The 20,361-nt window shown below is 71.6% G+C and carries 12 protein-coding genes and 1 pseudogene; 4 read left to right on the top strand and 9 right to left on the bottom strand.

Features of this window, described 5'->3' with window-relative positions:
- Positions 1 to 396: 396 nt before the first annotated feature.
- Both ElP_RS01110 and ElP_RS39230 read right to left on the bottom strand, forming a co-directional pair.
- Positions 397 to 1,620, bottom strand: coding sequence for a potassium channel family protein (locus tag ElP_RS01110; RefSeq protein WP_231749378.1), 1,224 nt, complete (start codon positions 1,618 to 1,620; stop codon positions 397 to 399).
- The gene (locus tag ElP_RS39230; protein WP_145266460.1) at positions 1,617 to 2,438 is read right to left on the bottom strand and encodes a hypothetical protein; all 822 of its coding nucleotides are present in this window, start codon (positions 2,436 to 2,438) and stop codon (positions 1,617 to 1,619) included. Before ElP_RS39230 ends, ElP_RS01110 begins: the two co-directional genes overlap by 4 nt.
- Before the next feature lie 140 nt (positions 2,439 to 2,578).
- Between ElP_RS39230 and ElP_RS01100 the strand changes: the two genes are divergently transcribed.
- Together ElP_RS01100 and ElP_RS01095 are read left to right on the top strand one after the other, a co-directional pair.
- A complete protein-coding gene (locus ElP_RS01100; RefSeq protein WP_145266458.1) occupies positions 2,579 to 3,922 on the top strand; it encodes an SGNH/GDSL hydrolase family protein in 1,344 nt (447 codons plus the stop codon).
- Positions 3,919 to 7,356, top strand: coding sequence for a PVC-type heme-binding CxxCH protein (locus ElP_RS01095; RefSeq protein ID WP_145266456.1), 3,438 nt, complete (start codon positions 3,919 to 3,921; stop codon positions 7,354 to 7,356). Before ElP_RS01100 ends, ElP_RS01095 begins: the two co-directional genes overlap by 4 nt.
- Before the next feature lie 29 nt (positions 7,357 to 7,385).
- On the opposite strand, the gene ElP_RS01090 is transcribed toward ElP_RS01095, so the two are convergent.
- The 5 genes from ElP_RS01090 to ElP_RS01070 all read right to left on the bottom strand — a co-directional run bounded on the left by ElP_RS01090 (position 7,386) and on the right by ElP_RS01070 (position 14,908).
- Positions 7,386 to 8,186: a hypothetical protein gene (locus ElP_RS01090; RefSeq protein ID WP_145266454.1), complete on the bottom strand. Its 801-nt coding sequence runs from the start codon at positions 8,184 to 8,186 to the stop codon at positions 7,386 to 7,388.
- A 118-nt stretch (positions 8,187 to 8,304) separates the two neighbouring features.
- Complete coding sequence (locus tag ElP_RS01085) at positions 8,305 to 8,739, bottom strand: PPC domain-containing DNA-binding protein (protein ID WP_145266452.1); 435 nt, start codon at positions 8,737 to 8,739, stop codon at positions 8,305 to 8,307.
- Positions 8,736 to 11,855, bottom strand: coding sequence for an FAD-binding and (Fe-S)-binding domain-containing protein (locus tag ElP_RS01080; RefSeq protein WP_145266450.1), 3,120 nt, complete (start codon positions 11,853 to 11,855; stop codon positions 8,736 to 8,738). The genes ElP_RS01085 and ElP_RS01080 overlap by 4 nt, the downstream gene beginning before the upstream one ends.
- A gap of 83 nt (positions 11,856 to 11,938) precedes the next feature.
- Complete coding sequence (locus ElP_RS01075) at positions 11,939 to 13,036, bottom strand: enolase C-terminal domain-like protein (protein ID WP_145266448.1); 1,098 nt, start codon at positions 13,034 to 13,036, stop codon at positions 11,939 to 11,941.
- A gap of 117 nt (positions 13,037 to 13,153) precedes the next feature.
- Positions 13,154 to 14,908, bottom strand: a complete 1,755-nt coding sequence (locus ElP_RS01070; RefSeq protein ID WP_145266446.1) for a thiamine pyrophosphate-dependent enzyme — start codon at positions 14,906 to 14,908, stop codon at positions 13,154 to 13,156.
- 458 nt (positions 14,909 to 15,366) lie between these two features.
- Here ElP_RS01070 and ElP_RS01065 point away from each other — a divergent pair, with 458 nt between their 5' ends.
- A complete protein-coding gene (locus ElP_RS01065; protein WP_145266444.1) occupies positions 15,367 to 16,251 on the top strand; it encodes a glycosyltransferase family 2 protein in 885 nt (294 codons plus the stop codon).
- Between the two features lie 3 nt (positions 16,252 to 16,254).
- The gene (locus ElP_RS01060; RefSeq protein ID WP_145266442.1) at positions 16,255 to 16,692 is read left to right on the top strand and encodes a lipid-A-disaccharide synthase N-terminal domain-containing protein; all 438 of its coding nucleotides are present in this window, start codon (positions 16,255 to 16,257) and stop codon (positions 16,690 to 16,692) included.
- A 159-nt stretch (positions 16,693 to 16,851) separates the two neighbouring features.
- On the opposite strand, the pseudogene msrB reads toward ElP_RS01060, so the two are convergent.
- Together msrB and ElP_RS01050 are read right to left on the bottom strand one after the other, a co-directional pair.
- A pseudogene (gene msrB / locus ElP_RS41025) lies at positions 16,852 to 17,244 on the bottom strand (peptide-methionine (R)-S-oxide reductase MsrB); the annotation flags it as partial.
- A gap of 481 nt (positions 17,245 to 17,725) precedes the next feature.
- Positions 17,726 to 20,242 carry a sigma-70 family RNA polymerase sigma factor gene (locus tag ElP_RS01050; RefSeq protein ID WP_145266440.1) on the bottom strand — a complete coding sequence of 839 codons (2,517 nt, stop codon included), beginning with the start codon at positions 20,240 to 20,242 and terminating at the stop codon, positions 17,726 to 17,728.
- Between the last annotated feature and the right edge of the window lie 119 nt (positions 20,243 to 20,361).

Here is a 20,361-nt window from a genome sequence, read left to right as displayed (position 1 = left end):
CGGCGGGACCGCGGCCGGGTGGGTCCCGATGGAGTCGCCGGGCGAGGCCGGGGCGTTGCTCCGAACTCGAGGCCCGCCGCCCCGCGTGCCGACGATCGGCGAGCCCAGAGGCCACCGCGCCCGGCCAGACGAGGGCGGGCCGGGCCACCGGATCCGCCCCCATCTGCCGACCGGCTCGGGCCCCACCGAGACGCGACGCATCGGCGAGAATCACCTTATCCCGCCCCGACCTGGCCCGCCACCACCCTCCCCGGCGAATGGCCGCTCACCGGACCGGGCGGAGGTGCGGGGGTGGGGGAGACCGCCGTTACTACTCCTTCCGATCCACCGGCATGGGGGCCGTCCCGGGAGGTTCGTCGGGAATGAACATGAGTGCGATCCCGCCCGGGGTCGCGGTCACGGCAAGACCTCCGGGGGCAGGGGGGGCGGGTCGGGCACGGGAGGGCCGGGATGGCCCTCCCGGGGGCGGTTGAGCCGCTCCAGCGCGACGAGGCGGTCGATCGGCGCGATCGCGAGGATCTCGTCCCCGGGTCCGAGGACGAGGTCGTGGTCCGGGTTGACGTTCGTCTCGCCGCCGCCGTGGTGCATGACGATGTTCACCTGCCGATCCGCCTGGATCTCGCCGACGGTCCGGCCGACCAGGCCGCCGCCCCGCTCGATCGTCAGGTCGACGAGGTGGACGTGACGGCCGGCGAGCTGGAAGTCCTGGTAGACGTTCCTCCCGGTCGCGGCGGCCACGAACGCCGGGGCGGCCACCTTGGCCGTGGAGACCGCCGGCAGGGAGAAGGAACCCCCCACCTTCTCGGCGAGCGACTCGTCGAACATCCGCATCACGATCCTCGCCCTTGGGTTCAGGTCCCGGGCCGTGAGGGCGGCGTCGAGGTTCGCCAGGTCGTCTTGCGTGGCCAGCACGACGGCCTTGGCCCGGGCCACCCCGGCGGCCTCCAGCGTCTTGGGCGACCGGGCGTCCCCCCGAACGATCGGCACGTCGCGGTCGAGCATCTCCTCGATCAGCTCCGACTCGACGTGGGGCCGCTCGACCACCGCCACCAGCTCCCGGAGCTGGAGCAGTTCCTTGACGATCTGGTAGCCGACCGTCCCCAGGCCGACGACGATGACGTGCTCGCGATAGACCGAGGCCACCATCCGATGCCACTCCGGCAGGTTCCCCTTGCGGGTGAAGACGAGGTAGCCGAGCCTCACCAGCGAGTCGGCCACCGCCCCGAGGCCGACCACCGGCACCAGGAAGAACGCGAGCTGCAGGTACCACTCGTCGGGGAATTCCAGGAACCCCTCGACGAAGATCAGCAGGAAGATCCCGTAGCAGGCCTCGGCGAACTCCAGGGTCTGCCCGTCGTGGTGATAGGTCCGGTGCAGGATCCAGCCGCCGCCGACCACCAGCGTCCAGAAGATCGACAGCGACCAGCGGAACTCCCAGAGCAGGAACCTCGCATATCGGGCGTACACCCTCGCCCAGAGCCAGAGCCGGCCGAGGCGGTCCCTGGGCCTCGGCCCCGCGGCCCAGGTCCAGGCCGGCTCGCCGGGGGCCCGCCGCCGGAACCCGTTCCTGCCCTCGATCGCCCCCGGCCGATCCCCCCCGGAGCCCCCCGGGTCGCTCACGACGCCGCCTCTCCCCGGGCCGTCTCCAGCAGGTCCGCCACGCCCAGCTCCGCCGCCCAGCGGTCGAGGTACCCCTCGTCCAGCAGGCCGGCCTGCGCCCGGAGGACGCCGAGGACGTCCCCCCACTGCCGGTCGGACGTCTCGCCGCCGAGGCGGTACCATTCCAGCTTCAGCAGGATGATGTCCTCGGCGCTGACGAGGTCGACCGGGGGTCCGTCCGGGTCGAGTTCCGCCGGCCGCTTACGGGCCATGAGCGAGGTGTCGAACGGGCGGTCTTTCCGGACGAAGACGTCGACCTTGAACGCCATCCCCGTATGGATCACATTGAACGACGAGCGATCGCGGATCGCCTGGCGGATCGCATCGACGCTCACGTAGTAATCCTCGCCGAACGAGCCGGCGAACGCGGCCTCACGCCCCGGAAATGGTTCGACGGCGATGTCGGCATCGGCCGTAAATCGGGCGACGCCGTGGAACGTACTGGCCATCGAGCCGCCCAGGGCATAGGCGATCGCGTTCGAGGCGCATGCGGCGATCACGTCCCGGAGGACGAGGAGTGCATCCGGCGGAGGCACCATGTCCGATTCCTTCCCCCGATCCCCCGCCGGGATGGCACCATAATGAACCTCGATCCAATCGTCCCGGATCTGGCAGGGAGTCACGCCCGGTCGGCGTTGTCTCAGGCCGGCCGCGTGCAAGGACCGGCCCTGTCGCAGCATGCCACAGAGGAGTTGCACTTTCCTCCTGCCCGGCATCCGCCGGTAGACCTCCGCCAGCACGCGGTCGGCCTCGGGCGTCGTGTCCGTGAGTCTCGGCATGGATGGCCTCCCCGGTTGGATTGTAGCCTCCCGGTCGGATACAGTGCAGGGAGCAGCCCACCCGATCGATCCCGAGGAGCCGGGCCGGACCCACCGGGACGCTCCCCCACGACGGAACCCAGACGACGGGGTCAACTCCGATGACACACCCGGCGATCGCCCTCGGCCTGCTGGCCGGGGCCCTCGCGGCGCCCCCGCCCCAGGCCGACGAGCCCGACGACCGGCCGCCGCTCGAATTGCGGGACGGCGACCGCGTCGTCCTCGTCGGCGATGCGCTGATCGAGCGCATGCAGCAGTACGGCTACCTCGAGGCCCTGCTCACCGCCGCCCACCCCGAGCGATCGATCACCTTCCGCAACCTCGGCTGGAGCGGCGACACCGTCTTCGGCGAGGCCCGCGCCGGTTTCGGCACCCCGGAAGACGGCTTCAAGACCCTCATCGAGCAGGTCAAGGCGGCCGAGCCCACCGTCCTGATCGTCGGCTACGGCGCCAACGAGTCCTGGGCCGGCGAGGCCGGCCTGCCCCGGTTCCGCGAGGGGTACGATCGGCTGCTCGACGCCCTCGAGGCGACCGGGGCGAGGGAGATCGTGCTCCTCTCGCCGATCGCCCAGCAGGGGCCCGGCCCGGTGACGCGACCCGGTGGGGTCGCGAACATGGCGGAGCTCGTCCGATACACCGGGGAGGTCGAGCGGATCGCCGCCGAGCGGGGCCATCGCTTCGTCAACCTGCACGTGTTGACCTTCGGGTTCGGCTCGGGCCTCGGGCACGATGCCCCGCCGTATTACTCGAGCGACGGCGTCCACCTCTCGGAGCGGGGGTACGAGGAACTCGCCCGCCGACTGAGCTGGCGAGGCTCGGGGGTCTTCGAGCCCGATGGGGAGATCACCCGAGCCTCGATCACCGCGGGCGATGATCTCGTGATCGAGGCGACGAAGTGCTCGATCGAGGACGCGGTCCCGACCCTCGACGGGCTCCGCTTCGGGTTCGCCCGGTCGTCGATCCCCGATACGAGGTCCTCGGGGCCCGACCTCCTCACATGGGGAGCAATCCGGGTGGAAGGGCTTCCCGACGGCCGATACCGGGTCCAATGCGAGGGCCGCCCCTTGCCCGAGGGGCACGCCAACGTGAACGGCCAGATGGGAGCGTTCGTCATGTACGACCCGGGGATCGACCGCCCCTCGCCCGCCGGCACGCTGGTCGTCCCGGGGGCGTTCATCCCGGACGAGGCCCCCGACCTGGAACAGTTCGAGTCCCTCCGCCAGGCGATCATCGCCAAGAACCGCCTCTATTTCCACCGCTACCGCCCCCAGAACTCGACGTACCTGTTCGGCTTCCGCAAACACGAGCAGGGGAACAACGCCGCCGAGGTCGAGGAATTCGAACGCCTCGTCGCCGAGGCCGAGGCCGAGATCGCCCGGTTGAAGGTGCCCCAATCGCACATCTACGAGCTTGAGCGCATCGACGAGGAGGATGCCGACCGATGAGCCGATCCCCGCTGACGACCCTCGCCGCCCTCCTGGCGATCGCCCTCCCCGCCTCCGCCCAGCGCGAACTGACCGACCTGCCCGACCCGGACCCCGAGGCCGAGCGCCAATCGTTCGAGGTCCTCGACGGCTTCGAGGCCAGCCTCTGGGCCGCCGAGCCATTGGTCTACAAGCCGATCCAGATGAACTGGGACGAGCATGGCCGCCTCTGGGTCGCCTGCTCCTCGACCTATCCCCAGCTCCAGCCGGGCCAGGAGGCGAACGACCGGATCCTCGTGCTCGAAGACGCCGACGGCGACGGTACCGCCGACACGTCCACCGTCTTCGCCGAGGGCCTGCTCATCCCCACCGGCATCCTCCCCGGCGACGGCGGCTGCTACGTCGCCAACAGCACCGAGATCCTCCACCTCGCCGACCTCGATGGCGACGGCAAGGCCGACACCCGTCGGGTCGTCCTCTCCGGCTTCGGCACCGAGGATACCCACCACATCATCCACACCTTCCGATGGGGCTACGACGGCCTCTTCTACTTCAATCAATCCGTCTACATCCACAGTCACGTCGAGACCCCCTTCGGCCCCCGACGCCTGGGAGGCGGCGGCATCTGGCAGTACCGGCCCGAGACCGGCCGGCTGGAGGTCTTCGCCCGGGGGTTCGTCAACCCCTGGGGGCACCACTACGACCGCGTCGGCCAGCACTTCGCCACCGACGGCGCCGGGTTCGAGGGGGTGGCGCACGTCGTCCCCGGGGCCTCGTATACCGCGATCAGCAACCCCGAACGCTTCCTCCACGGCCTGAACCCCGGCAGCCCGAAGTACTGCGGCGCCGCCATCGCCAGCGGCCGGCACCTGCCCGACGACCTCCAGGGGGACCTGATCACGAACGACTTCCGGGCCAACCGGGTCGTCCGGTTCGCGTTGGAGGACGACGGCTCCGGCTTCGTCTCCCGGGAGCAGGAGCCGCTGATCCGCTCCTCCCACGTCGGCTTCCGTCCCATCGACGTGCTCAACGGCCCCGATGGGGCGATCTACGTCGCCGACTGGTACAACCCGATCATCCAGCACGGCGAGGTCGACTTCCGGGACGACCGCCGCGACCACGAGCGCGGCCGGATCTGGCGGATCACCGCGAAGGACCGCCCGCTGATCGACCGTCCCGAACTGGCAGACGCCCCCACCCCCGAGCTGCTCGACCACCTGACCGCCCCCGAGGGCTGGACCCGGGAACAGGCCCGACGCCTGCTCAAGGACCGGGACCCCGGGGAGGTGCTGGCCGCCCTCGACGCCTGGACGGACGCCGTCGACCCGGCGAACCCCGGGGCCGACTTCGCCCGGCTGGAGGCCCTCTGGCTGCACCAGGCGATCGACCACACGGAGCCCAGCCTGCTCGGTTCGCTCCTCCAATCGGCTGATCCCGACATACGGGCCGCCGCCGCCCGGGTTGCGGGCGCCTGGCACGACCGGCTCTCCGACCCGCTGGAGACGCTCGCCCCCCTGGTCGTCGACGAACACCCCCGGGTCCGGCTTGAGGCGATCCGGGCCGTCTCCCTGGTGCCCGACCCGAGGGCGGCCGAGGTCGCCCTGCGGGCGCTCTCGAAGCCGATCGACACGGAGCTTGATTATGCGTTATACCTGACCGCCCGGGAGACGGCCCCGCTCTGGATGCCCCCGGTGCTCGCCCGTCAGTCGGATCTGGGCGGGCTCGAACCGCTGGCCTTCGCCCTGCTCTCGGTCGGCTCCCCGGAGGTGATCCGGCCGCTGATGATCCTGCTCGGGACCGAGGAGCTGCCGGACTCCTACGAGCCGGAGGCGCTGGCGCTGATCGGCCGGCTCGGCGAGCCGGACGACCTGCGCCGGGTCTTCGACGCGGCGCTCGACCCCTCCCGGCCCGACGAACGCCGGGCCCGGCTGCTCGACGCCCTCGCCTCGGCGAGCCGGGATCGCCGGGTCCGGCCCCCGGGCGATCTGCCCGAGGTCGCCGCCCTGATCTCGACCCCCGACACCCCCCCGGTCGTCCGGGCCGCCGCCGCGAGGGCCGCGGGGGCCTGGGGGCTCGACCCGAGGCGATCGGGCCTGGCCGTCCTGGCGAGCGACGACGAGGCGCCGGCCCTCGCCCGCCGGGCCGCACTGGCCGCGCTGGCCGAGGTGGGGGGGGACGAGGCCCGGGGCGTCGTCGCCGCCCTGGCCCGGTCCGCGGCCCCGCCGGCCGTCCGCGCCGGGGCGATCGAGGCGCTGGCCTCCTTCGACCTGGACGCCGCCGCCTCGGAGGGGGTCGCCGCCCTGGCCGGGTCCGGGGCCGATCCCCTCGCCGTCGTCGCCGCCCTGGCCGGCAGGAAGGGAGGACCGGAGGCGCTCGCCGCCGCCCTCGACGGCGTGGACCTCCCGCCCGACGCCGCCAAGCTCGCCGCCCGGGCCGCCCGGGCCGCCGCCGGGGACACCTCGACGCTGATCGACGCGTTGAACCGTGCGGGCGGCCTCGGCGGCGGGCCGACCATGGCGACCCCCGAGCAGGTCCAGGCGCTCGTGGCCGACTTCCGATCGCAGGGCGACCCCGCCCGGGGCGAGCGGATCTTCCGCCGGGACGAGCTGCAATGCATCGAGTGCCACGCGATCGCCGGCGCCGGGGGCGAGGTCGGGCCCGGCCTGGAGAGCATCGGCGCGAGCGCCCCGGACGACTACCTCGTCGAGTCGCTGCTGATCCCCGACAAGGCGATCAAGGAAGGGTACCACTCCCTCCTCGTCGCCACCGACGACGGCCGCCTCCTCACCGGAATCCCCATCCGGGAGGCCGACGGGACGCTCGTCCTCCGGGACGCCGAGGGGGCCGAGGTCGCCCTCTCGACCGACTCGATCGAGGAGCGGGCCCCGGGCAACTCCCTGATGCCCGCCGGCCTCCTCGACCCGATCACCCGATCGGAGCTGCTCGACCTGCTCGCCTTCCTCTCCGCCCTCGGGGAGCCCGGCCCCTATGCGGTGGGCACCGAGGTCGTCGCCCGGTCCTGGGAGGTCGTCGTCGACGACGGCCCCGCCGGGGACGCGATCCGACGGATCGGCGTCGAGGGGGCCATCTCGGGTGACGACCCGGGGTTGTCCTGGCAGCCGGTCACGAGCCTCGTCTCAGGCACCCTGCCGATCGGGGATCTCCCGGCCCTGACCTCCTACAACAACGCGATCCCGCTGGCCCTCGCCCGCACCCGATTCGAGACCACGTCCGCCGGGCCCGTCCGCCTTCGGTTCTCCGACACCGAAGGCCTCTCCGCCTGGCTCGACGGCTCGCCGATCACCCCGGCCTGGACGATCGACCTCGACGTCGGGCCCGGTCCCCACACGCTGACCGTCGCCGTCGACCGGCATCGAGGGCCCGACGCGCTCCGCGTCACCTTCGAAGACGTGCCCGGTTCCCCGGCCCGGCCGAGGCCAGCGGTCGGGGGGTGAGGTCGTCCGATCGGGCCGTCGGGCGCGGGTCAGGTGCGACCGGCCCCCCGGCCCGCCCCCGGCCGAACGGGGCCGATCGCCAAGACCGCGCCGATCCCCCCGAGCAGGCCGAGCAGGATCGCGATCAGCGCGTGGCCGGCCCGGAGGAAGGACGAACGATAAGCGACCGTGGGCTCCGGGTCGGTCGCGGTCGCAATGGCCAGGGCGTCGGGGTCGTAGTCGGTCAGGTCGATGGGATGGAGGAACGTCGCGCCGATGTCGCCAGCCATGCCAAACTGCTGATTCGATCGGATGTCCAGCAGCTCGCCGCCCGGGCCGACGTACAGGATCGCCCTCCCCGGCGACCGCTCGGCGACGGCCTGCTCGATCCGAGGCCCGTAGGCGTTGGCGATCGAGGCATCGCCCCGGATCGTGGCGATGTCCTGGCCGCCGTAGGAGACCGTGTAGACGGTCACCGGGGGATAGAGCACGGGGACCAGGCGATCGAGCATGGCGTCGACCAGGAACCGCGGGCCAGGCGCGTCGAGCGTCGTCTCCGGGGCCTGCCGGTGTTTGAAGGTCGTGCTCGTGGCGGCCTGCGACCCGGGCTCCGGCCCCACCAGGGCGAGAGCGCCGTAGCCGCCGCCGAAGACGAACGCCCCGGCCCAGAAGGAACGCCGCGCACGCTCCCCCTGCAAGGAGCCGACGGCCGCGCCCCCCAGCAGGACCAGGGCGGCCGACTCGGCCGCCGCCGCCCACCAGGCCGAGGCGTTCCGCAGGGCCGCCAGGCCGAGCGCGGCCAGCAGGACGACCCCGCCGAGCCCGGCGATCGAGATGCGCAGGCGTCGCACGGTGACTCTCCCTCCGGCTCACCCGCCCGACCCCGGGCCGATCGGCTCGACCGCCGGGGCGCCGGTCGAGCCGATTGTCGGTCGGCGCGGGGCCGGTCGCAAGCGAGGAATGCCCCGCTCAGGGCCGGATCAGCGCCAGGCCCGACTCTCGGTCGGGGGCCTTGTGCAGGTGCTCGGGCTGCTCGTCGATGATGACCTCCAGGGTCGGCCGGACGTGGGCCTCCTTCAGGTGGCCGCCGACCGTCGAGCCGTCCCGCCGGCCGAGCACAGCGTGGACGTGGACGGCCGGCTCCTCGCCGTCGAGCGCGATGTCGCCGAGCAGGGAGAGGACCTCGACCTGCTCGCCGACGGGGATCTTCTCGTACTGCTTCGTCTCCCAGTTGAAGTAGGCGAGCGTGGCGTCCTTGAACGCGCCGATGGCCGTGATCCGGGAGCCACGCAGGTCCATCGATTTGGCGAAGTCGGCAAGGCCGGCCATCGCCTCGTCGCCCGTCTCGAAGATCAGGGCATAGGTGCGCAGGCCATTGTGTTCGTGGAGGAGTTTGTGCCTCATCGTCGGTGGTCCTCCTGAGAGAGGGCAGAGGTCAGGGCGCCCCCCAGGGCGGCACCCGCGAGGGCGACGGCGCCGGCGGTCACGGCGGCGGGGGCCCAGCCCGGGGTGGGATCCCACCGGCCGAGGGGCTGGTACGACCGCTCGGGGAAGGGCATCCCGACACCGCCGGGGCCCTCGCGAAGGGCCATCTGGAGCACCTGGGCCAGGTGCAAGGCGCCCCGGTCGGTCAGGTGGGCGATCTGCTGGCGGCAGCTGAAGCCGTCGGCCACGATCAGGGTCGTCGGGGCGGCGTCCCGGACCCTGGGGGCGAGCACCCGCTCGCCGGCGCCGACGGAGACCTCGTACTTGTGGGCCTCGTAGCCGAACGAGCCCGCGAGGCCGCAGCAACCGGAGTCGAGCAGCTCGAAGTCGACGCCGGCCCGCCTCAGCAGCTCCGTCTCGCCGTTCATGCTGATGATCGAGTGATGATGACAGTGCCCGTGCACCAGGGCGTCGCCGTGCAGTTCCGGCGGCTCGTAGCCGTCCTCCGCATGCTTCGAGAGGAACTCGCCGAGGGTGAACGTCTGGCGGGCGAGCGAGCGCGCCGTGTGGTCTCGGGGGAATAGCTCGATCAGCTCGTCCCGGAAGACGGAGACGCAGCTCGGCTCCAGGCCCACGACGGGGATGCCGGCCTCGATCGGGTCGTGCAGGGCGTCCATCACCTCGCGGAGGCGGGCCTTCGCGGTGTCGAGGAAGCCGAAGTCGTACAGCGGCCGCCCGCAGCAGAGGGCCTGGCGCGGGGCGAGCACCTCGAAGCCGGCGTGCTCCAGCACCTCGACGGCCGCGATACTCGTCTGCGGGTGGAAATGGTTGTTGAACGTGTCAGGCCAGAGGATCACCGGCGGCTTGCCGACGTTCCGGGGCGGGCGTTTCGCCCACCATTGCTTGAACGTCCGGGGGGCGAAGGCGGGCATCTCACGCTCGGTGGTGATGCCGCCGAGCACCTGCAAGAGCTTGCCCAGCACCGGCGCGTGGCTGATCGCGTTGGCCGCCTGCGGGGCAATCGCCGCGAGTCGGGCCCACTCGGAGATGAACCCCATCGCGTAGGCGGCCCTGGGGCGGAGCCGGCCCTTGTAGTGGTGGTAGACGAATTCCGCCTTGTACGTGGCCATGTCCACGTTCATTGGGCACTCGTTCTTGCACGCCTTGCAGGCGAGGCAGAGGTCGAGCGCCTCCATCACCTCCTCGCTCTCCCAGGTCGGCCCGATCAGGTCGCCCCGGAGCATCTCGTTGAGCAGGTGGGCGCGGCCCCGGGTCGAGTGCTTCTCCTCCCGGGTGACCATGTAGCTCGGGCACATCACGCCCGAGTCCTTGCGGCACTGGCCCACGCCCACGCAACGCTCGGTGGCGTACTCCAGGCTGCCGTTGTCGGCCGGGTACTTGAAGACCGTGGGAGGGTCGTCGGGGTGGTAGTCGGGGCCGAGGCGGAGGTAGCGATCCGGCGGGTAGGGGTTGACCACCTTTCCCGGGTTCATCCGGTCCATCGGGTCCCAGATCGACTTGAACTCGCGGAACGCTTCCACCAACTCGGGCCCGAAGAGCTTCGGCAGCATCGCGGCCTTCGACTCGCCGTCTCCGTGCTCGCCGGTGAACGAGCCGCCGTACTTGACGATCAGCTCGGCGGCGTCGTCCAGGAAGCGGCGGTAGCGGGCCACGCCCTCCGGGCTGGTGAAATCGAAGCTGATTCGCGTGTGCACGCACCCCTGGCCGAAGTGGCCGTAGAGGGAACCGTGGTAGCCGTAGCGGTCGAGCAGGTCGCGGAGGCCGCGCAAGTAGTCGCCCAGCACGTCGGGGTGGACGGCCGAGTCCTCCCAGCCTTCCCACGTGTCGGGCTCGTTCGGCACCCGGGCGGTGGCGCCGAGGCCGCTCTTGCGGACGACCCAGAGCTTGTGCTGGTCCTCCGGGTCCTCGAAGACCTTCATGCTGGGCGGGTCCTTCAGCCCCTTCAGGGTGTCCATGGCGCGGTGGGCCTTGTCCACGGCCTCCTCGCGCGAGTCGGCGCCGAACTCGACGAACAGCCAGCCGCGGCCCTCGGGCAGTTCCTTCACCTCATGGGGATGCATCCCCTTCTTCTCCAGGTCCTCCCGGAGCACGCGGTCCATGCCCTCCAGGCCGACCGGCCCGAGCCGGAGGATCTCCGGGACGTGGTCGCCGGCGTGGTAGACGTCGGGATACCCGAGCACGAGCAGGGCCCGCTGTCGGGGGTCGTGCACCAGGTCGAGCGTGGCGCCGAGGATCGTCACGCAGGTGCCTTCCGACCCGACCAGCGCCCGGGCCACGTGGAATCCCTTCTCGGGCAGCAGGTCGTCGAGATTGTAGCCGGAGACGCGGCGGGGGATCTTCGGGTAGCGCTCGCGGATCAGGTCCGCATAGTTGTCCCGGAGCCGTCGGAGCTTCCGGTAGATCTCGGCCTTCCGCCCGCCCCGGCGGATGATCCGCTCGTACTCCTCCTCGCCGGTGGCCCCGACGGTCATCCGGCAGCCGTCGTAGGTGAGCACGTCCAGCTCGTGCACCTGGTCGGAGGTCCGGCCGGTTCCGTGACCCATGATCGAGTGCACGCCGCAGGAATTGTTGCCGAGCATCCCGCCGATGGCGCAGTACTCGTGCGTCGAGGTGTCGGGGGCGAAGACCAGGCCATGGCGCTCCGTCTCGTCCTTGAGCCGGTCGTACACCTTGCCCGGCTCGACGCTGGCGCGGCGGGCCTCGGGGTCGATCCAGTTCGTGCGGGTGACATACTTGGAGAAGTCGATGACGACGGCGACGTTCGAGGTCGCTCCGGTCAACGCCGTCCCGCCGCCCCGGTTCACGATCGGGGCGTCGAAGGCCCGACAGACGGCCACGGCCTCGACCGCCGCGGCGACCGTCCGGGGGACCACCACGCCGATCGGCACGTGCCGGTAGTTCGAGGCGTCGGCGGCGTAGAGTGCCTTGCTGCCGGCGTCGAAGCGGACCTCGCCGTCGACCCGATCGCGGAGGGCCCGTTCCAACGCCCTCGGGTCGAGGTCGGGGACGTAGTGCTCCGGCCCCGGGCCGTGCCAGTCCCGGGGGGGAGGGGAGGAGATCAGTTTGCTCGGCATGGGCGTACTCCGGGGCACGGCGATCGGCTGCGGGGCGGAGACGGCGGCGGAACGAACGGCAGGCCGATCGATCGATCGATGGCTCAGGTGGCGAACCGCTCGGCGTCGGCCCGCTTGAAGTCGAGCCCGAGCCCGGGCCGCGAGCGGTCGGGCCGAAGCATCCCGCCCTCAGCCCGGGGGGCGCCGTCGAACAGCAGGTGCTCGATGCGGTGATGATCATAAAAGTCTTCGACGTGCCTCACGACCGCCAGGGCGCAGCAGGACGGCACGTGCAGGCTCGGGGCGCAGTGGGCCGACAGCGGCACCCCGAACGCCGAGGCCAGCGTCCCCGCGCGGAGGAAGCCGGTCAGGCCGAGGCAGCGGGTCGCGTCGGCCTGGAGCACGTCGACGGCCCCCGCCAGCAGCAGGGCCCGGAAGTCGCGGTCGCCGTAGGCGTACTCCCCCGCGGCGACTTCCATCGGGGCCGGCACGCGGTCCCGGAGCAGGCGGAGCCCCTCCGGGTCGTCCGACGAGACGGGCTCCTCGAACCAGCAGACGCCCTGCTCGGCGAACCGCTCGGCCAGCCGGAGCGCCCGCTTGCGGTCGCAGGCGCCGTTGGCGTCGACGAACAGGGCGACATCCGGGCCGATCGCCTCCCGGGCGGCCCGGACGCGGTCGGGGTCGGCCCCGGGGTCGCGGCCGACCTTCATCTTGACCATCCGGAACCCCTCGGCCGCCCAGCCGCCGAGCTGCGCCTCCAGCTCGCCGATCGACTGAGACGTGAACCCGCCGCTGGCGTACGCGGGGACGGCGTCCCGGGCCCGGCCGAGCAGGTCGGCCAGTGACACGCCCAGGAGCTTCGCCTTCAGGTCCCAGAGCGCCGCGTCGACGGCCGAGATCGCCGTCGAGGCCACGCCCGGCCGGCCGAGGTTGCGGGCCGAGGCCCGCATCGCCTCCCAGGCCCGGGGGACGTCCATCGCGTCGAGGCCGACGACCGCGGCGGAGAGCTTGCGGCCGATCAGGTCGGCCGCCGATCGATCGGCATACGAGTATCCGATCCCGGTCTGGCCGCCCCCGCTCGCCTCGGCGAGCACCAGGGTGGTCGAGTCCCACGCGATCGTCCCGTCCGACTCCGGCGACTCGGTCGGGATGCGGTAGGAGGAGGCCGAGAGGCGGTCGATGGAAGCGTCTGGTCGTGGCATCGCATCGAGGGGACGGCGGGACGGCGGCGGAGGGCCGATGACGCATGGTCGATGGCGGACCGCCGCCCGCCGAACCTGGTCGTCGGCGGGCGGGCGGCCGGCGCGGGGGACCGGGGGTCAGATCATCTCGCGGACCTTGTCCTTGATGACGGTGGAGATGATCTCGCCGCGCTCGGGCTGGCCCCGGACGAGGCCCTTGGCGAAGTTGAGGGCCTGCTCCGGGGTGGCCTGGGCGGGCATGGGGGGCGTGTAGGGGTCGACGGTGGCCTCGACGATCGCCGGCTTCTTCGACCGGAAGGCGGCCTCCAGTGCGGGTCGGACCTCGTCGGGCTTCTCGCAGCGGTAGCCCTCGCCGCCGCAGGCCTCGGCGAACTTGGCGAAGTCGATCGGGTGCAGGTCCACGGCGTACTCGGGGTTGCCGAGGAAGACGATCTGCTCCCACTTGATCTGGCCGAGGTAATTATTCTTGATGATGACCACCTTGATCGGCAGGTCGTACTTCACGGCGGTGGCGAAGTCGCCCATCAGCTGCGTGAAGCTGCCGTCGCCGGCGAAGGCGACCACCTGGCGGTCCGGGAAGGCGACCTGGGCGCCGATGGCGTAGGGCAGGGCGGGGGCCATGGTCGCCAGGGTGCCGGAGAGGGAGAACTTCATGCCCTTGCGCATCTTGATGTGCCGGGCCGCCCAGGTGGTGATCGTGCCCGAGTCGGTGGTGACGATCGCGTCGTCGCGGAGCAGCTCGCTGACCTGGTGGGCGACGACCTGCGGCTTGACCGGCTCGTCCTCCATCACCTCGTAGGCGTGCATCCGCTCGTTCCACCCCTCGCGGTGGGACATGACGTCCTGGAAGAAGGAGCGATCCTGCTTCCGCTGGAGCATGGGGATCAGTTCCCGGAGCGTCGCCCGGGCATCGCCGACGAGGCCGACCTCGATCGGATAGCGGAGGCCCAGCCGCAGCGGGTCGATGTCCAACTGCACGGCGCGGACCTGACCGGGCTTGGGATACCAGGTCAGGTAGGGCATCCCGGTGCCGACCATGAACAGGGTGTCGCAGCCCTGCATCGCCTTGTCCGAGGGCAGGGTGCCCAGCAGGCCGATGCCGCCGGTGGTGTACGGCGAGTCGTCGGGGATGACCGCCTTGCCCAGCAGCGCCTTGATGACCGGGGCGCCGAGGGTCTCGGCCAGTTGCTCCAGTTCGTCCCCGGCGTTCATCGCCCCCTGGCCGGCGAGGATCGTGACCCGCTTGCCCGCGTTCAGCAGGTCGGCCGCGGCCTTGAGCGTGTCGGCCTGCGGGACGACGATCTTCGGCCGCCACTCGCCGCTGGTCATGCTCGGCACGAACATCTTGGACTTGGGGTCCTCGCTCGCCTCCCAGTCCTGCACGTCGACCGGGATGGTCAGGTGGGAGACGCTCCGGGAGTCGAGGGCCGACCGGCAGGCCACGTCCACCAGCGTGTGGGCGTGCCGGCCGCCGAGGACCATCTGGTTGTAGCGCGCAACGTCCTTGAACAGGCCGAGCAGGTCGACCTCCTGCTGGAACTGCGTGCCGAGCTGGTCGTGGTAGGTCTGGCCGGTGATCGCCAGGACCGGGGCGTGGTCGAGCTTGGCGTCGTAGAGGCCGTTGAGCAGGTGGATGGCCCCGGGGCCGCTGGTGGCCATGCAGACGCCCAGGCGCCCGGTGAACTTGGCGTAGGCGCAGGCCATGAAGGCGGCCGACTCCTCGTGGCGGACCTGGATGAACCGGATCTTCTCCTGGGCCACGCGGAGGGCCTCGAAGATCCCGTTGATGCCGTCCCCGGGCAGCCCGAAGATCGTGTCGACTCCCCAGTCGATGAGCCGATCGACGATGATCTCGCCGGTGGTCTTGGCCATGACAATGGTGCTCCGCAAGGGCTTTCGGGGGCGGCGGCCGCGGGGTCGTCCCGGTCCCGGACGCTGGATTCATCGCGTTGTCTGAGGAGCATGGGCCGCAGGATCGGTGCCAAGCCGGGTCGCCACCGGGGTGGCCGGCCGGGGCGCCCGACCCCGTCCCGGAGGGAAGCTCGACCGAAATCGATGCGTAATCCCGGCTTGTCCTGCGCGGGATGCGGGCGGGGCGGGTCGACGGGCGGGATGCCCGCCGGCCCGGGCCCGGGCGACATCGGCCGGCTCGTGACCGCGGCGGGACCGGGATGGTCAACCCCGTGGGGGACCGCCACCTCGCCCGGCTTTGGTCTGGACGGGCGGGGCGATTCGTGCCATAACGCCGGACCTCGGGGCCCGGACGGCCCCCACGGAGACTGGGGCGATCGATCGCCCGGATGGACGACCGGCCGGCAGGGAGGCCAGCCATGTCGACGATGAGGTCCGACCCGTCGCACCGCCCCGGCGGGTCGTCCCACCTCCCGAGCCGGGAGGGCGGATCGACTGCGCCCGGGGGGATCGGCCTCTCGATCATCGTCCCGGCCCGGAACGAGGCCGAGTCCCTGCCGCGACTGATCGAGGAGATCGCCCTCGCCTTCCGGCCGATCGTCGCCCGGGGGGAGTCCGCCGGGCACCGGATGGAGGGGTTCGAGGTCGTCCTGGTCGACGACGCCTCGACCGACGACACGCCCGAGGTCCTCGACCGCCTGGCCCCGGGCTACCCGGAGCTGAAGCCCGTCCGCATGGCCCGGAACGTCGGCCAGTCCTCGGCGATCGTCGCCGGGTTCCGGGAGGCCAGGGGGGCGTTCGTCGCCACGCTCGACGCCGACCTCCAGAACGACCCGGGCGACCTGGCCCGGCTCTGGGACTTACTGCCGGGGTTCGACGCCGTCCTCGGCTGGCGGCAGACGAGGCGGGACGTCTGGACCAAGCGGCAGGTCAGCCGATGGGCCAACCGGGTCCGCAACCTGGTGCTCGGCCAGTCGATCCGGGACACCGGCTGCTCGGTCCGCATCTTTCCTCGGGACGTCGCCCTCCGCCTGCCGATGTTCCACGGGGCCCATCGGTTCTTCGGCCCGCTGCTGCTGCGGGAGGGGTGTGCCATCCGCCAGGAGCCGGTCGGGCACCGGCCCCGGCCGCACGGCAGCTCGCACTACTCGCTTCGGAATCGGTCGTGGGCGGTCGTCGTCGACCTGATCGGGGTGGCCTGGTTGATGAGACGGCCGGTGCGGTACGAGGCGGCCGACGTGCCCCCGGCCGCCCCGGGTCCCGGCGCATCGGCCCGGCCCGTCGCGTCCAGGCAGGAGGCCTGAGGCATGTCGTCGTGGTTCGGGGTGGACAACTGGGTCGACGGGTGCTGGCTCGGGGTCGGTTTCCTCGGTCAGCTGCTCTTCACGTCGCGCTTCCTGGTCCAGTGGCTGGCCTCGGAGCGCCGGCGGGACTCGGTCGTGCCCAACGCCTTCTGGTGGTTCAGCCTGGCCGGCGGGCTGACCCTGCTCTCCTACGCCGTCTTCCGGCTGAAGGATCCGGTCATCATCGTCGGCCAGGGGGCCGGCGTGTTCATCTACACGCGCAACCTCTACCTGATCTCCCGGGCCCGCCAGGAGTCCGGGGGCGAGCCCCCCCGGGGGACGGCCGCCGAGGGGATCCTGCCCCCCGAGGTCCGCGCCCACCCGGCCTCCTCCTCCTCCCCGGCCCCCAACGGCCTGACGAGGGCCGAGGCCCTGGTCCCGGCCGCCGTCGACCGAGATTGACCGGGTCCCGTCCCCTCCGGCCGATCGGCGAGTTCAGCGGCCCGGTGCCGGCCCCTCCTCGGGGCCCGGACCCGGGCCGTCGGCCTCCTCCTCGCCGGCCCCGGCCTCCGGCTGTGGGTCGGACTCCAGCACGGCCCTGGCCGCCGCCTCGGCCTCGGCGGCGGCGCGATCCTGGAAGGTCAGTGAGGCGGAGTTCATGCAGAACCGCAGCCCGGTGGGCCTCGGGCCGTCCCGGAAGACGTGGCCGAGGTGGGCGTTGCACACCCGGCAGAGGACCTCGGTGCGGATCTGGAAGTTGCTGCGGTCGACCTCGGTCTTCACCACCCCCTTGCCGATGGGCGCGAAGAAGCTGGGCCAGCCGGTCCCCGACTCGAACTTGGCCTTCGAGTCGAACAGCGGGGTCTCGCAGCAGACGCAGCGATAGATGCCGTCGCCGTGGTGGTTCCAGTACCGGCCGGTGAAGGCCTGTTCGGTCCCCTTGCGACGGGTGACGTAGTACTCCAGGTCGGAGAGCTGCTTGCGCCACTCGGCGTTGGATTTCACCACCCGCATCGGCTTCGGGGCGGTCGCCTTCGCCTCGGCCCCGCTGCCCCCCCGGGCCGACTCCTCGACCTCTTCCTGCTGCACCGGCTCGAACGCCCCGGCCCGGACTCCGGCCAGGGCGGCAATGGCCAGGACGGCGGCCCCCAGGGCCACGATGCTCGTCCTCATCGATTCTCCTCCGCGTTCGGGATCCGGATCGGGGCCACGCGAGGGTTCGCGCGATCCCCCTCGCCTATTCTATCAAGCCGCCAATCCCTCGGGGCAACACGCGCCCCTCGACCCCAGCCCGCCGTCTCCGGCCCCGGACGATCGCGGAAGGGAGGCCGGCCCGCCTCGGGGATCGGCCCGGCACCCGATCCGAGCGGCGGGACACCCATCGAATCGCCGATCGGGAATCGATTCGCCCCCCGAACGGATTCGCCCCGACGGCCCGAACGGCGATCGGCCGACGGGGCGCCGGGGCCCTCGATTCGAGCCGGACGACGGGCCGTTACGGGCCACCACTGCCGGGACCACCGCCCCCGCTCATCCGCCGTCGCATCTGATCCATCTGCCGAATCTCGGCGTCGGTGAAGCCGGCCTTCTTCATGATCTCCTTCTTCTCCTCGTCGCTGGCTTCTCGGAGCATCTGGCGGTCCTCGGCGCTGATGTTCTGGAACTTCCGGAACAGGGATGGGGACGGCGCGGTATCGGCCCCCCCGGGGGGCCTGGGGGCGGGCGTCCGCGAAGCCGCCTCGGCCCTGGCAACCTCCTCCTCGCTCCAGTTTCCCTCGTCGTCGGAGGCCTTTCCGTCATCCTCGGCACCGAACGCCTCCCGCATCTCGGCCTCGGTCATGACCGCCCGGGGATCGAGCGCGACGCGATCGCCCTCGACGAGCCCCTCGGTGACCTCCACGTACGTCGAGTTGTTCGCGCCGACCTCGACCGCCCGGTTCTCCCAGGAGCCATCGGGGCCTTGGACCCAGACATGGTGATTTCCGCCATAAATGATGACTGACTGCGTCGGAATGCTGATCACGTCGTCCTGCCGCTTGATGAGGATCGTCACCTCGGCGGTCATGCCGGGGCGCAGGCCCTCGTGGCCGTCCTCGATCTCGACCAGCGTGGTATAGACCTTCACGTCGGTGCTGAACGTGCTGACCGGGTCGGGCAGCGGCTTGACCTCGATGACCCTGCCGACCAGCGTCTCGTTGGGGAAGGCGTCGACCCGGATCCGGGCGACCTGGCCCGGCCTGACCTGGTCGATCATCGACTCATGCACCTTGGTATTCACCCGCAAGGTGTCGATGTCGGGGAGCTTGAAGATCGTCTGCCGCTCGCGGACGGTGGCCCCTTCCCGGATCGAGGGGCCCTCCTGGCTTCCCCAGCGTCCCCCCTCCTGGTGGTAGACGACGATGCCGTTGCCGGGGGCGTAGATCTTGCACTTCTCGATCATCCGCCGCAGCCGCTCCTCCCGTTCCTTGTCCAGCTCGAAGGCCGACTTCCTGGCCAGCTCGTCGGCCTTGGCCTTCTCGACGTCGCCCTCCAGCGACTTGACCTGCTTCTCCCTGGTGTAGTTGACGAGGACCTGCTTCTCCCCCTCGGCGTCGTCGAGGGCGAGTTCTGCCCTCTGGACCTCGACCCTCGCCGCGTGCAGTTCCAGCCCCGTCGCCTCCCCCGCCTCGAGGGATTCGAGGCGGGCCCGCTCGAGCCCGAGTTCGGCCCTGGCCAGCTCGATCCGACCGTCGATCGCCCCGAGTCTCCTCGGGAACAGGCCCTTGAGGTATTCCTCGACGTTGATCTCGGCGACTTCCCGGGTCTTGATCGCATTGGAGTAGTCGGCCTGGGCCCGCTCGGTGGTGATCTGCTGGTTGGCCAGGTTGTCGGTCAGGGGCGCCGAGTCCAGCTCGCAGACGAGCTGGTCCTTCACCACCTTGGTCCCCTCGGGCAGGATCATGATGATGGTGGTCTGCCCCTCGATCTCGCTCCTGGCTTCGAGGTCGTTCGTGCTCTCGAGGTTGCCGCGTTCCTTGACGGTCACGGTCAAGGGGCCGCGCTCGGCCTCGAAGGTCGGCACCTGGGGATCGGCCTCCGGTTCGACCGGCACCGGGTCCGGACGCGGCTCGATTTGCGCCGTCTCCCCGTCGTCGGGGCCGTCATCCCCGGCCTGGGCGAACACCGCGATCCCGGAGGCCAGGACGGCGGTCGCCAGCCCCGGGATCGCCAGCAGCCGGATCTTCGAGAACAGCATCATCGTCAACACTCCTTCCGCCAGGGCGGAGACCGCGACGGGGGCCAGTCCTCCCATCGCCTGATTCGCCACGAGCGTGATCGTCGATTCCGCCAGCGCGGCGGGCAGGCCCGAGCCGGCAGACGACTTGATGACCGGCACGCCCGCCCCGAGGGCGGCCGTCGGGGCCAGGCCGCGGCGGGCGAGCCGGGCCCGGAGCGTCTCCCGCCCCCGGGAGAGCCGGCTCTTGATCGTCCCGACCGCACAGCCGAGGTGCCGCGCCGCCAGCTCCTGGGGCTGTCCCTCCAGGTCGCAGAGCACCAGGGGCACCCGGTAGCGGTCCGGCAGCCGGGCGAGCTCCTCGAAGAGGATGGCGTCCGAGTCGGGGTCGGGCATCGGGGCGTCCTCCGAGGTCGCCTTCCGCCCCGCCGCCTGCCGCTCAAGGCGACGGCGACGGGCCTCATCCTTGCGGGCACACCGGGCCACCCGCCAGGCGACCTGGTACAGCCAGGGCCCGAGGGAATCCCGGACGCACAGCGACCGGGCCCGTCGGACGAGGACGAGGAAGGTGGCCTGGAAGGCGTCGAGGGCGTCGGGCCCGTCGCCGAGGATCGACCGGCACACCCGCAGCACCATCGGCCCGTGCCGCTCGACCAGCTCGGCGAAGCAGCCCTCGGCCGCCGGGCCCCCGGCGACGTACCGCTCCAGGAGTTGCCCGTCGGTCCGGACGCCGACGGCCCCCAGCTGCATGAGCGTCCGGAACTCCCGGGCCACCTTGCCGTGCCGCTCGATCCCCAAAGGACCTCCCCTCTCCGGCCCGAATCGCCGCCGATCACCGCCCTCGAGTAATGGTCCCGGGAGGATGCGAGGTTCCGGATTTCCCCATCGGGCGGGCGATCCGAGCGGTCGGCCGGGAT

This window comes from Tautonia plasticadhaerens (assembly GCF_007752535.1).
Classification (GTDB): domain Bacteria; phylum Planctomycetota; class Planctomycetia; order Isosphaerales; family Isosphaeraceae; genus Tautonia; species Tautonia plasticadhaerens.
This window is presented reverse-complemented; position numbering and strand designations above follow the sequence as displayed.

Bases quoted from the DNA above. Each gene is read 5' to 3' on its own strand.
- ElP_RS39230 (WP_145266460.1), bottom strand. From the start codon at position 2,438: ATGCCGAGACTCACGGACACGACGCCCGAGGCCGACCGCGTGCTGGCG.
- ElP_RS01100 (WP_145266458.1), top strand. From the start codon at position 2,579: ATGACACACCCGGCGATCGCCCTCGGCCTGCTGGCCGGGGCCCTCGCG.
- ElP_RS01095 (WP_145266456.1), top strand. From the start codon at position 3,919: ATGAGCCGATCCCCGCTGACGACCCTCGCCGCCCTCCTGGCGATCGCC.
- ElP_RS01085 (WP_145266452.1), bottom strand. From the start codon at position 8,739: ATGAGGCACAAACTCCTCCACGAACACAATGGCCTGCGCACCTATGCC.
- ElP_RS01080 (WP_145266450.1), bottom strand. From the start codon at position 11,855: ATGCCGAGCAAACTGATCTCCTCCCCTCCCCCCCGGGACTGGCACGGC.
- ElP_RS01075 (WP_145266448.1), bottom strand. From the start codon at position 13,036: ATGCCACGACCAGACGCTTCCATCGACCGCCTCTCGGCCTCCTCCTAC.
- ElP_RS01070 (WP_145266446.1), bottom strand. From the start codon at position 14,908: ATGGCCAAGACCACCGGCGAGATCATCGTCGATCGGCTCATCGACTGG.
- ElP_RS01065 (WP_145266444.1), top strand. From the start codon at position 15,367: ATGTCGACGATGAGGTCCGACCCGTCGCACCGCCCCGGCGGGTCGTCC.
- ElP_RS01060 (WP_145266442.1), top strand. From the start codon at position 16,255: ATGTCGTCGTGGTTCGGGGTGGACAACTGGGTCGACGGGTGCTGGCTC.